Origin of the sequence: Pseudonocardia ammonioxydans, assembly GCF_900115005.1 — a bacterium.
Taxonomy (GTDB): Bacteria; Actinomycetota; Actinomycetes; order Mycobacteriales; family Pseudonocardiaceae; genus Pseudonocardia; species Pseudonocardia ammonioxydans.
Window position 1 is genome coordinate 366,075 of the sequence record NZ_FOUY01000001.1, and the last position, 12,351, is coordinate 378,425.

11 protein-coding genes are annotated in these 12,351 nt (G+C 74.6%); 3 read left to right on the forward strand and 8 right to left on the reverse strand.

Annotated elements, in window-relative coordinates; all coding sequences use genetic code 11:
• Positions 1-11 precede the first annotated feature (11 nt).
• The 5 genes from BM093_RS01690 to thiC form a co-directional block, all read right to left on the reverse strand.
• Positions 12-836: an FAD binding domain-containing protein gene (locus BM093_RS01690; RefSeq protein ID WP_093336045.1), complete on the reverse strand. Its 825-nt coding sequence runs from the start codon at positions 834-836 to the stop codon at positions 12-14.
• Positions 833-1,378 (reverse strand): (2Fe-2S)-binding protein, encoded by a 546-nt coding sequence (locus BM093_RS01695; protein WP_093336048.1) that lies wholly within the window; start codon positions 1,376-1,378, stop codon positions 833-835. Before BM093_RS01695 ends, BM093_RS01690 begins: the two co-directional genes overlap by 4 nt.
• Positions 1,375-3,645, reverse strand: a complete 2,271-nt coding sequence (locus BM093_RS01700; protein WP_093336051.1) for a xanthine dehydrogenase family protein molybdopterin-binding subunit — start codon at positions 3,643-3,645, stop codon at positions 1,375-1,377. The genes BM093_RS01695 and BM093_RS01700 overlap by 4 nt, the downstream gene beginning before the upstream one ends.
• A 174-nt stretch (positions 3,646-3,819) precedes the next feature.
• On the reverse strand, positions 3,820-4,686 hold the full coding sequence (thiD, locus tag BM093_RS01705; RefSeq protein WP_093336054.1) for a bifunctional hydroxymethylpyrimidine kinase/phosphomethylpyrimidine kinase: 867 nt from the start codon (positions 4,684-4,686) through the stop codon (positions 3,820-3,822).
• A 429-nt stretch (positions 4,687-5,115) separates the two neighbouring features.
• Complete coding sequence (gene thiC / locus BM093_RS01710; protein ID WP_093336057.1) at positions 5,116-6,768, reverse strand: phosphomethylpyrimidine synthase ThiC; 1,653 nt, start codon at positions 6,766-6,768, stop codon at positions 5,116-5,118.
• Positions 6,769-6,987: 219 nt separating this feature from the next.
• Here thiC and BM093_RS01715 point away from each other — a divergent pair, with 219 nt between their 5' ends.
• Complete coding sequence (locus BM093_RS01715; protein ID WP_093336587.1) at positions 6,988-7,422, forward strand: nitroreductase family deazaflavin-dependent oxidoreductase; 435 nt, start codon at positions 6,988-6,990, stop codon at positions 7,420-7,422.
• A gap of 53 nt (positions 7,423-7,475) precedes the next feature.
• Here the strand turns inward: BM093_RS01715 and BM093_RS01720 are convergent, their stop codons facing one another.
• Positions 7,476-9,119: an FtsX-like permease family protein gene (locus BM093_RS01720; RefSeq protein WP_093336060.1), complete on the reverse strand. Its 1,644-nt coding sequence runs from the start codon at positions 9,117-9,119 to the stop codon at positions 7,476-7,478.
• On the reverse strand, positions 9,116-9,880 hold the full coding sequence (locus tag BM093_RS01725) for an ABC transporter ATP-binding protein (protein WP_093336066.1): 765 nt from the start codon (positions 9,878-9,880) through the stop codon (positions 9,116-9,118). Before BM093_RS01725 ends, BM093_RS01720 begins: the two co-directional genes overlap by 4 nt.
• Positions 9,881-10,112: 232 nt before the next feature.
• Here BM093_RS01725 and BM093_RS01730 point away from each other — a divergent pair, with 232 nt between their 5' ends.
• Complete coding sequence (locus BM093_RS01730) at positions 10,113-11,300, forward strand: sensor histidine kinase (RefSeq protein ID WP_093336069.1); 1,188 nt, start codon at positions 10,113-10,115, stop codon at positions 11,298-11,300.
• Positions 11,297-11,938, forward strand: coding sequence for a response regulator (locus BM093_RS01735; protein ID WP_093336071.1), 642 nt, complete (start codon positions 11,297-11,299; stop codon positions 11,936-11,938). Before BM093_RS01730 ends, BM093_RS01735 begins: the two co-directional genes overlap by 4 nt.
• Positions 11,939-12,033: 95 nt before the next feature.
• Here BM093_RS01735 and BM093_RS01740 read toward each other — a convergent pair whose 3' ends face one another.
• Positions 12,034-12,306: a hypothetical protein gene (locus BM093_RS01740; protein ID WP_093336074.1), complete on the reverse strand. Its 273-nt coding sequence runs from the start codon at positions 12,304-12,306 to the stop codon at positions 12,034-12,036.
• Between the last annotated feature and the right edge of the window lie 45 nt (positions 12,307-12,351).

Genomic DNA, 12,351 nt, shown 5'->3' on the forward strand with positions numbered 1-12,351 from the left:
GTGGCGGCGGGTCAGCGCTGGCCGTGCGCCGTCTCCAGGGCGCGGCGGGTCAGCACCTGCACCAGGTGCGTGCGGTACTCGGGGGTGCCGTGCGTGTCCGACGGCGGCTCGGTCCCCTCGGCGGCGAGCGCGGCCGCCTCGGCGATCGGGCGGCCCTCGGCCAGCGCCTGCTCGGTCGCCGTGGCCCGCAGCGCGGTCGAGCCCATGTTGACCAGGCCGATCCGGTCACCGGACACGGCGACGCCGACGATGCCCCAGTCGTTCGAGCGCCGGGTGAACTTCTCGTACGCCCAGCCCCGGTCGCCGCAGCGCGGGATCCGGATCTCGACGATCAGCTCGTCCGGCTCGCGGACGCTGGTGAACACTCCGGTGTAGAACTCGCCGATCGGCACCGAGCGCTTCCCGCGCGGGCCCTGCAGCACGACCGTGCCGTCCAGCGCGAGCACCGCGGCGGGCAGGTCGGCGGCCGGGTCGGCGTGCGCCAGCGTGCCGCCGAGGGTGCCGCGGGCCCGGATCTGCGGGTCGCCGACCGTGCGCGCGACGGCCGGCAGCAGCGGGACCTCCGCCGCGAGCAGTTCGGAGTTCACCACGTCGCGGTGCTTGGTCCCGGCACCGATCGCGACCTCCCCGGCGGCCTCGTCGAGCCGGATGTAGGACAGCTCCGGCAGCCGGCCGATGTCGATCAGGAACTCGGGCGCGCCGAGCCGGACCTTCATGACCGGGATCAGCGAGTGGCCGCCGGCGAGGACGCTGGCGTCCTCGCCCTTCTCGGCGAGCAGCGCGATCGCGTCGTCGAGGGTGTCCGGGCGGGCGTAGTCGAAGGCGAGGGGGATCATGCGCCCTCCCCACGGGAGAAGCCGGGCGCGGTGCGCAGCGCGTCGGACTCGGCCTCCGCCTGCTGCGCGGCGTCCGGGTCCTTGCCGGCCGCGACGAGCACCGCGCGGACGATGTTGTGGTATCCGGTGCAGCGGCAGAGGTTGCCCTCCAGGCCCTCGCGGACCTTCCGCTCGTCGAGTTCGTCGTCATGGTTGATCAGCGACACCGCGGACATGACCATGCCCGGGGTGCAGAAGCCGCACTGCAGGCCGTGCTCGGCGTGGAACGCGGCGGTGACCGGGTGCTCCGGGCGCCCGTCGGCCGCGCCGTCGAGCCCCTCCATCGTGGTGACCGACTGCTGGTCGGCCTGCACCGAGAGCACGGTGCAGGACTTCACGGCCTCGCCGTCGAGCAGCACCGTGCAGGCGCCGCAGGAGGTCGTGTCGCAGCCGATGTTGGTGGCCTTCAGCCCGACGGTGTCGCGCACGTAGTGCGCGAGCAGCTGCCGGGGCTCGACGTCGGCGCTGGTCGCCTCGCCGTTGACGGTGATCTCTACCTTCACTTGCTTCCCTCCGCAGCGGAGTGGATGGCCTCCCAGACCCGCAGCGGGGTCAGGGGCATGTCGATGTGGGTGATGCCGAGGTGGGACAGCGCGTCGATGACGGCGCTCTGGGTGGCGGGGGTGGACCCGATCGTCCCGGCCTCTCCGATGCCCTTGTACCCCATCGGGTTGATCGGGGTGGGCGTGGTCATCTCGACCAGGTCGAAGCTCGGGAGCTCGGCCGCCGAGGGGATGCCGTAGTCGGCGAAGGTGCCGGTGAGCGGCTGGCCCTCCTCGTCGAAGAGCACCTCCTCGAGCAGCGCCTGGGCGATGCCCTGGGCGATGCCGCCGTGCCGCTGGCCCTCGCACAGCAGCGGGTTGAGGATCGGGCCGGCGTCGTCGACGGCGACGATCCGCTCGACGGTGACCTTGCCGGACTCGGTGTCGACCTCGACCACGCAGACGTGCGCGCCGAACGGGAAGGTCGGCTTCTCGCCGTCCCAGGTGGTGTCCACCTTGAGCGGCTCCGCGGCGGCCAGCTCGGCCAGGGTCACGCTCTTCGCGCCGGGCACGCCCTTGACCGTGATCGCCGCGTTCGCCGGGTCGAGCTCCAGGTCGTCGACGCTCGCCTCGAGCAGGTCGGCGGCGCGCTGCTTGGCCAGGTCGATCAGCTCGGCCGAGGCCTGGTGCACCGCGACGCCGCCGGTCTGCAGGCTGCGCGAGCCCATCGTGCCGCCGCCCTGCGGCACCAGGTCGGTGTCCCCGTGCTTGACGGTGACCTTCTCCAGCGGGACGCCGAGCTGGTCCGAGGCCAGCATCGCCCAGGCCGTGGCGTGCCCCTGGCCGTGCGGGGACGTACCGGTCAGCACGGTCACCGAGCCGTCGTCGTGCACCTCGACCGAGGCGTTCTCGGCGTACGCCCCGCCACCGGTGATCTCCACATAGGATGAGACGCCGATGCCGAGCTGGCGGACGTCGCCGCGCTCGCGGCGCGCCTTCTGCTCGGCCCGCAGCCGCTCGTAGCCCGCCTCGGTCAGCGCCAGGTCGAGCGCCTTGGCGTACTCACCGGAGTCGTACTCGGCGCCGCCCTTGGTCTGGAACGGGAACTTGTCCGGGGCGACGACGTTGAGCCTGCGCACCTCGGCCGGGTCCTTGCCGATCTCGGCGGCGAACAGGTCCATCGCCCGCTCGATCGCCGCGGTCGCCTCCGGACGGCCTGCGCCGCGGTAGGCCGCGACCGACGTGGTGTTGGTGACCACGGCGCGGGCCCGCGACTCGACGTTCTCGATGTCGTAGGTGCCGGGCGCCATCATCCGGGTGAACACCGGCAACGCGGTGCCCAGGCGCGGGTAGGCGCCCAGGTCCTGCACGACGTCGAGCCGGTAGTGGGTCACCCGGCCCTCGCGGGTGCCGCCGATCGTGACGGTCTGGCGCTGGGCGCGGCCCTGCACCATCCCGGTCATGTTCTCCGAGCGGGACTCGTTCCAGCGCACCGGGCGGCCCTGCCGGCGGGCCAGCCACGCCACGAGCGCGAACTCCGGGTCCGAGCCGATCTTGGCACCGAAACCGCCACCGACGTCGGGCAGGACGACCCGGACCTTGTCCTTGTCCAGGCCCAGCCAGCCGGCGATCTCGTCCCGCCCGCCCTGGGCGTTCTGGTTGGACAGGTAGATCGTGACCCGGTCGCCCTCCCAGAACGCGCTCGCGGCGCGGGTCTCCAGCGGGGCGGCGGCGAGGCGCTGGTTCACGATGTCCTGGGTGACGACGGCCTCGCAGCCGTCGAACCAGGACGGGTCCGGCTCGGTCCCGTGGCCGTAGGCGGCGGCGGTGTTCGTGCCGGCCTCGGGGAACAGCAGGGTCTCGTCGCGCACCGCCTCGAGCGGGTCGATCACCGCGGTCAGCGGCTCGTACTCCACGTCGACCAGCTCGGCGGCGTCCTCGCCCTGGTAGAACTCCTCGGTCAGCACCGCGGCCACCGGCTCGCCGACGAAGCGGACCCGGTCGGACGCCAGGAACTGCCGGGTCATCGCCTTGTTCGCGCCGGGGAACAGCAGCGCGGGCGCGATGTCGAGGTCGGCGCCGGTGACCACCGCGACGACACCGGGCGACTCCAGCGCCGCCGAGGTGTCGATGGAGGTGATCTCGGCGTGGGCCAGGGGCGAGCGGACGAGCGTCAGGTGCAACGCCCCGGTCAGCCGCTCGTCGGTCAGGTCGTCGGTGTAGGTCGCGCCGCGCGTGAGGAAGACCGGATCCTCGGTGCGAACGACGCGGGTACCCAAGATGCTCATCGGGCGCGAGCGTATACGCGGCCACCGACAGCGGCGAGGCCTCCGTGGCATGTCGATCCGCAGGTCAGGGCACCCTTACCCGCCGGGCGATGGCGTTGTCCCGCAGACGCGGCGACCACGTCGCGCGGATGTCCGAGTATCCGGAGAGCCGACCCGGCGGCGGACGGCTCGCGGCTAGGGGGCGGGCTCGTCCCACCACGGCCGGACCGCCCACAGTGGGGAGACGGGCCCGTGCCCGGCCCCGAGCGGGTAGGAGTGCCGGACCGACTCGACGATGTAGCGCTTGCCGAACCGGACGGCGTCGGTGAGGGACAGGCCGCGGGCCAGCCCGGAGGCGATCGCCGCGGCGAGCGAGTCGCCCCCGCCGTGGGTGTTGCCGGTGTCGAACCGCGGCCCGGGCAGCTCGACGAACGTCTCGCCGTCGTGGAGCAGGTCCAGGCAGCCGTCCGCCCCACCGGCACCGTCCGGCAGGTGACCGCCCTTGACCAGCACCGCCCGCGGGCCCAGCGCGTGCAGCGCCGTCGCCGCGGCGTACTGACCGTCGCGGTCCCGGACGTCGTGACCGACCAGGAGCCGGATCTCGTCCAGGTTCGGGGTGACGACGGTGGCCCGCGGGAACAGCGTGTACCGGTAGGCGTCGAGGGCCTCGGTCGCCAGCAGCGGGTCGCCGTGCATGGACGCGGCGACCGGGTCGACGACGAGCGGGGTGGCGCGGCCGACGCCGATGCCGTTGTCGTCGCACGCCGCCGCGACCGCGGCGATGATCTCGGCGTTCGCCAGCATCCCGGTCTTCGCGGCCTGCAGCCCGATGTCGGACGCGACGGTGCCGATCTGGCCCGCGATCGTGTCGACCCCGATGGTGTGGACGCCGGTGACGCCGACCGTGTTCTGCACGGTCACCGCGCACACGGCGAGGCAGCCGTGCACCCCGCACGCGGCGAACGCGCGCAGGTCGGCGGCGATCCCGGCGCCGCCGCCGGAGTCGGTGCCGGCGATCGTCATGACCCGCGGCGGGGTGGTGCCGACGGTGGGATCGGGCATGGTGTCGTCCTCCCTGGCCGGCATTACCCGGCCGGTTCCGCGGTCGGCGACGCCGGCCCGTGCCGGGCGCTCCGCCCGGCCGTACCCAGCCGCCCTCTCAGCCCGCTCCCCGGCGAGCTCCCGCGTCGTGCGTGTCGTCGTCCTCCGGCGAGGACGGTATCCGCTCGTCCCGCCGGCTGTCGCGACAGCCGGATCGTCGGGGGTGCGTGGAACACTGTGTGCCCGAGAACACTGTGTGCCCGAGGAGGTCGTCCACGAGCGCACAGCCCTCCGAGCCCGCGGTGGCGGACCCGGTGACCCTGCTCGCCTGCCACTCGGCCGGGGAGTTCGGCTACGCGGACGGCGGCGTCGTCACCGGCCGGCACACCGCCGCGCAGCCGTTCCCCTCGACCTGGACCTCGACGCGCTGCTCTGACGCTCCCGCGCCGGTCAGTCCCCGGCGGTGTCCGACGCCGAGATCGGCAGGTACACCCGGCCGCCCTCGTCACGGAACTCCCCGGCCTTCTCCTCCATCCCCGCCTCGATCGCCTCGACGCTGGTGAGCCCGTGCTGCTCGGCGTAGTCCCGGACGTCCTGGGTGATCTTCATCGAGCAGAACTTCGGGCCGCACATCGAACAGAAGTGCGCGGTCTTCGCGGGCTCGGCCGGCAGCGTCTCGTCGTGGTAGGCCTGCGCGGTGTCCGGGTCGAGTGAGAGCGCGAACTGGTCGCGCCAGCGGAACTCGAACCGGGCCTGGGACAACGCGTCGTCGCGGGCCTGGGCGTGCGGGTGCCCCTTGGCCAGGTCCGCGGCGTGCGCAGCGATCTTGTAGCTGATCACGCCGACCTTGACGTCGTCGCGGTTCGGCAGGCCCAGATGCTCCTTGGGCGTGACGTAACAGAGCATCGCGGTACCGGCCTCGGCGATCCGGGCGGCGCCGATCGCCGAGGTGATGTGGTCGTAGCCCGGCGCGATGTCGGTGGCGAGCGGGCCGAGGGTGTAGAAGGGCGCCTCGTCGCACCACTCCTCCTCCAGCCGCACGTTCTCGACGATCTTGTCCAGCGGGACGTGGCCGGGGCCCTCGATCATCACCTGGACGTCGTGCGCCTTCGCGATCCCGGTCAGCTCGCCGAGCACCGCGAGCTCGGCGAGCTGGGCCTCGTCGTTGGCGTCGGCGATCGAGCCCGGGCGCAGCCCGTCGCCGAGGGAGACGGTGACGTCGTAGCGGCGCAGGATCGCGCACAGCTCGGCGAAGTGCGTGTACAGGAACGACTCCCGGTGGTGCGCCAGGCACCACGCAGCCATGATCGACCCGCCCCGGGAGACGATCCCGGTCACCCGCTTCACGGTCAGCGGGACGTGCCGCAGCAGCACCCCGGCGTGCACCGTCATGTAGTCGACGCCCTGCTCGCACTGCTCGACCACGGTGTCCCGGTAGATCTCCCAGGACAGCCGCGCCGGGTCCGAGTCCACCTTCTCCAGCGCCTGGTAGATGGGCACGGTGCCGACCGGGACCGGCGAGTTCCGCAGGATCCGCTCGCGGGTGGTGTGGATGTCACGCCCGGTGGACAGGTCCATCACGGTGTCGGCGCCCCACCGGGTCGCCCACACCATCTTCTCCACCTCCTCCTCGATCGAGGACGACACCGCGGAGTTGCCGATGTTGGCGTTGACCTTGGTGAGGAAGCGCTTCCCGATGATCATCGGTTCGGCCTCGGGGTGGTGGACGTTCGCCGGGATCACCGCGCGGCCACGGGCGACCTCGGCGCGGACCAGCTCGGCGTCGCACTGCTCCCGCACGGCGATCCAGCGCATCTCCGGGGTGATCTCCCCGGTCCGGGCGTACGACAGCTGGGTCCCCGGCTCCCGGCCGGCGATCCACGGTGCGCGCAGCGCGGGCAGTCCCGCGCGGACGTCGATCACCACGGAGTCGTCGGTGTAGGGGCCGGAGGTGTCGTAGACGTCGTGGTGCTCGCCGTTGCTCAGCGCGATCCGCCGGACCGGGACCCGCAGGCCCTCCGATCCCTCGAGGTGGGCCTTCGCCGAACCCGCGATCGGGCCGGTGGTGACCTGCGGACGCGCGTGTTCCGGTGCAGCCGTCATGACGACAGTCCTCCCTCGCCGGCATTACCCGGCCGGTTCTGCGGTCGGCGACCGTGGATCGGTGTGTCGCCCTCTCAGCCCCGCGCGACGGAGCTCCCGCGTGTTCAGTTGATCGTGCACCCGCACCGTAGGCGCCGCCGGGCGCCGGGGGCCAGCCCCTCGACGGTTCTCACCCGCACGCGCGGAATGATCACGGCGGGTGCCGGGTTGTCCACCGGCATGACGCAGAACGCTGAGCTGAGCCCGACCGACTGGGTCCGCGAGCAGACGGAGAAGATCCTCGAGGCCGGGACGACCGACGGCGTGACGGTGCTGGACCGCGCGATCGTCCTGGTCACGACGACCGGCGCGCGCTCCGGTAAGAAGCGGTACGTGCCGGTCATGCGCGTCGAGCACGACGGCGCCTACGCGATGATCGCCTCGAAGGGCGGCGCCCCCGAGCACCCGGCCTGGTACCACAACGTGCTCGCGCACCCCGAGGTGTCGGTGCAGGACGGGACGCGGACCGGCACCTACGTCGCCCGTGAGATCTCCGGCACCGAGCGCCAGGAGTGGTGGGACCGCTCGGTCGCGGCCTTCCCGCCCTACGCCGAGTACCGGGAGAAGACCTCCCGGACCATCCCGGTGTTCCTGCTCGAGCCGAAGGCGGCCTGACCGGCGCCGGTGCGCGCCCGCCCCCTCGTGCGGGCGGCACCGGCGGTCCCGGGTCAGCCCGTGGCGAGCCCGTGCGCGGGCGCCACCCGGCCGACCCGCCGCATCGAGGCGGCGGCGGCGAGCACCGCGACCACGACGATGCCGGTCCCGAGCCCGGCCAGCTGCCCGGCCGGTGGCGTCGGTACGGGGATGCCGACCGCGAGCAGGCCGAGCACGCCGTAGCCCGCTCCGAGCACGACGCCGGGCACGGCCCCCACCAGCCCGGCGATCGCCGCCTCCGCGGCGACGGCGTACCGCGCGCCGGACCGGGTCAGGCCCAGCGCGCGCAGCAACGCGATCTCGCGGGTCCGTTCGTGCAACGACAGCGCGAGCGTGACCCCCATCCCGAGCACGGCGACGACCAGCGTCACCCCGACCAGTCCGGTGCTGACGGCCCGGACGGTCCCGAGCACCTGCTCGGTCTCCGCCCGTCGCTCCGCCGTCCAGATCACCTGGGTGCCGGCACCGTCGCCGGCCGACGCGACCGCGTCCCGGACCGCCTGCGGATCGGCGCCCGGTGCCGGGTCGACGAGCACCTCGGTCCCGTCGGTGCGGACCCGCAGCTCGGGTCGCTCGGCCAGCCGCGCCGCAGCGGCGTCCGCCACGGCCTGGCGCTCCGTCCGGTCGGGTGCGGTCGCGCGGTCGTCGGGCAGGACCAGGACCTCGGCCGGATAGTTGCGCTCGATCGAGGCCCTGGCGTCCGCGCTCGCGCCCTCGATGCCGACCAGCAGCGCGGCGGTGAGCCCGACGCCGAGGGCCAGGACGGTCGTCGTCGCAGCGGTGCGCCGGGACACCCGGCGGGCGTTCGCGACGGCCAGCCGCGCCGGGGCGGAGCGTGCCGCGAGCGGCCGGAGCGCCGTCGCGGCGGCCGCCACCAGGAGCGGCCCGGCCACCACCAGCGCGGCGAACAGGACCATCCCGCTGAGCGCCACCAGCCCCAGCGCCCCCAGCGCGTCCGGGACGGCCAGGCCACGGGCGCCGACCGCGACCGTCGCGACGACGAGCATCACCGCGAGCGGCACCCGTCGCCGGGCGTCCGGTCCGCGCGCCTCGGCGCCGTCGGCCTCGCCCAGCGCGACGACCGGGGGCACCCGGCCCGCGGCGAGCGCGGACGGCACCGCAGCGACGACCGTCGCGACGACGGCGAGCAGCACGCAGCCCACCGGCCCGGCCGGCTGCAGCACCGGCCCCGGAACGTCCACACCGGACATCTGCAGCACCGCGATCGTCAGGTGCCCCGCCACCACGGCGACCACTGCTCCGCCGACGCCCGCCACCAGTCCGGTCACGGCCGCCTCGGCCAGCACCGAGCGGGTCACCTGGCTGCGGCTCGCACCGACACAGCGCAGCAACGCGAGCTCCCGGCCGCGGCGGGCGAGCACGATCCGGAACGTCGAGCCGACCACCACGGTCGCGGCGATCAGGGCGAGCCCGACGAACACCGACAGCCCGGCCAGCACCGAGGCCACCGTGGCGGACACCGACTCCGGATCGGGGGCACCGGCGAGCAGCGCCTCGCGCAGGGTGTCGGTGAACACCACCGACCCGGTCGAGAACACCGTCGCGACCAGCACCGCGAGCCCGGTCAGCACCGTCTGCCGGGGGTTCCGGCGGATCCCGGCGACGGCCGCGCGGGTCGCCGGGTTCAGCGCCCTCACGACGGCACCGGCGCCGGGCGCCGCCCACCGGTGCCCAGCTCGCCGAGTGCGGAGAGGACGGTGCCGGGCGTCGGGTCGGCGAGCCGGCCCGCGGCGGTCCCGTCGCGCAGCAGCAGCACCTGGTCGGACACCGAGGCGGCCAGCGGGTCGTGGGTGACCATGACGACGGTCTGGCCGTAGTCGTCGACGCAGCCGCGCAGCAGGCCCAGCAGCTCCCGGCCGGACTCGGTGTCCAGCGCACCGGTCGGCTCGTCGGCGACGACGATCTCCGGCCGCCCGAGCAGCGCCCGGGCCACGGCGACCCGCTGCCGCTGGCCGCCGGACAGCTCCCCCGGCAGGTGCCGCAACCGGTCGCCGATCCCGAGCCGGTCGACCAGCTCCGTCCGCCACCCGCGGTCCGGGCGTCGACCGGCCAGCGACGCCGCGAGATCGATGTTCTCCCCGGCGCTCAGGTGCCCCAGCAGGTTGCCGTCCTGGAACACGAACCCGATCCGGTCCCGCCGCACGGCGGTGCGGGCGGCCTCGCCGAGCGCGCCGAGGTCGGTGTCCCCGAGCAGGACCTGCCCCGCGGTCGGGCGGTCCAGACCCGCCAGGCAGTGCAGCAGGGTGGACTTGCCGGATCCCGACGGGCCCATCACCGCGGTGAACCGGCCGGCCGGGAGCCACAGCGTGACCCCGTCCAGGGCCCGGACCGCCCCGCGGCCCTCGCCGTAGGCGCGGACCAGGCCGATCGCGGCCGCCGCGACCCGTGGCGCCGTCACCGCTGCTCCCCCCACTCCTGCAGCAGCGGCAGCGCCGCGATGGTCAGCAACATCAGGAACAGCACCACGCCGCCGATGACGGCCGCGATGTTCATCAGCACATCGAGCACGGTCATGACGGTGCCGCGCGTACCGGCCCCGGCGCATCGGACCACGGGACGGTCCCCGGCCGTACCCGGGTCGTACTTCCGGCCGAGGCCGGCCCGCCGATCTCCGCCCTAGGGTGAGCGCCATGTCCGGACCGACCGCCGTCGTCCCCCGGGACGGGGCGCGGCCCGCCGCCCGGCCGCGGGCGCTGCTGTTCACCTGCGAGGTGTTCGCCTACCTGTTCTGGCTCGGGATCGACGTGCTCGCCGGGCCCGGCCTGGCCGGCCCCCTGGGTTTCCCCTGGTCCGGCCCGGTCGCCGGCGCGCTGGTGGCGGCCGTCGTCCTGGCCCGGTACCGCAGGCCCGCGGGTGCGGTGATGACCGCCGCGGCAGTGCTCTCCGCGCTGCTCTCGCTGACGGCGGTGGTCACCGGCGGGCCTCCCGTGGTGTCGCTGACCGAGCTCTTCGCGCTGGCGGTGGTCACCGTCGCGACGGTCCGCCTCGCCGCGGGCGGGACGGCCGTCGTGGCCGCCGCCTGCGCGTTCGTGGTGATCGTCGGCCTGCCCGCACTGCGGTTCCCCGTCGGCGCGGTCGACCGGAACATCGCCGTTGCACTCGCCGGGCTGGGCTGGGCGTCCACCGTCGCGATCGCCGCCGTGCTGCGCGAGGTCCGGGTGCGGCGCGAGGCCCGGCTGGCGCAGGCCCGCTCCGCCGAGCGCCTCGAGCTCGCCCGTGAGCTGCACGACGTCGTCGCGCACCACGTGACGGGCATCGTCGTGGCCGCGCAGGCCGCCGTCACCGTCGCCCGCACCCGTCCCGAGGAGGCCGGTCCGGCGCTGGAGTCGATCGAGCGCGCCGGGGCCGAGGCGCTGGCCGGGATGCGCCGGATGGTCGGGGTGCTGCGCGGCGGCGAGGAGGCGGGTCGCGCCGTCACCCACGGGCCATCCGATGTGGACGAGCTCGTGGACCGGTTCGACCCGGCCCGGGCACGGACCACGCTCGACCGCGGGCCCGGCCTCGACGACCTGCCACCGGGGGTCGGCGCGACGGCGTACCGGGTCGTGCAGGAGGCTCTGACCAACGTGCACCGGCACGCACCGGACGCGACATCGGTCCACATCGGATTACACAGGCGGGAGGGGGCGCTCGGGGTGAGCGTGCGCAACGAGGGCGGCGCGCCCGACCGGCGGCCGTCCGCGCTCGGCCGGGGCGGGTTCGGCCTGGCGGGGATGGCGGAGCGGGTCGGCGCGCTCGGCGGGACGCTGCAGGTCGGGCCGGACGGCCCGGGTGCGTGGCTGGTTCAGGTGGAGCTGCCGCTGGGCGGGGCGCGGTGAGCATCGGTGTCGTGCTGGCCGACGACCAGGAGATGGTCCGCACCGGCTTCCGGCTGATCCTCTCCGCCGAGGACGGCATCGAGGTGCTGGGCGAGGCCGGGACCGGCGACGACGCGATCGCGCTGGCCCGCGAGCTGCGCCCGGACGTGGTGCTCATGGACATCCGGATGCCCGGCACCGACGGTATCGAGGCCACCCGGACGCTGGCGGCGGACCCGTCGCCGCCGCGGATCGTCGTGGTGACGACGTTCGACCTCGACGAGTACGTCTACGGGGCGCTGCGCTCCGGGGCCTGCGGGTTCCTGCTCAAGGACGCCGGCCCGCGGCTGCTGGTGGAGGCCGTGCGGGCCGCGGCCGCGGGCGACGCGCTCGTCTCCCCGTCGATCACGGTGCGACTGCTGGAACGGCTCACCGAGCCCGAACCGGCCCGGCCGGTGGACCCGGTCGGGCTGTCCGCGCGCGAGCTGGAGGTCGTCCGCGCGGTCGCGCGCGGCCGGACCAACCACGAGATCGCCGGGGACCTGTTCGTCTCGCTCTCCACCGTCAAGACCCACCTGGGCAACATCGGGTCCAAGCTGGACGCTCGGAACCGGGTCGAGATCGCCGCGTGGGCGTGGGAGAACCGGCTGGTCGGCTGAGCGGGCTCAGTCGGCTCAGTCGGCTCAGCGGGCTCAGTCGGCTCGGCGGGCTCAGCGGGCTCGGCGGCTCAGCGGGCTCGGCGGGCTCGGCGGGCTCAGTGGGTCGCCGGGGCGCCGCGGACCGGGAGCGGCCGACGCGGCGCCGGGATGCGCAGGGCCGCGGCGACGTGCCCCGGCGACTCCGGGTAGGCCGTCGGGCCCGGCCACACCGGCTCCGGCGCGGGCTCCGTCGCAGCGCGGTGGTCGTCCGCTCCGGACCGGGCGGCCCGCTCGGACGCGCGGGCGTCCCAGATCTCGAACAGCGGTTGGGCGGCCATCACGAGCAGGACGGCGAGCACCGGGGCGACGGCCAGGATCGTCAGCAGCATGGGATCCACGATGCCGTTGTGACCGGGTCACCGGCATCAGCCGGA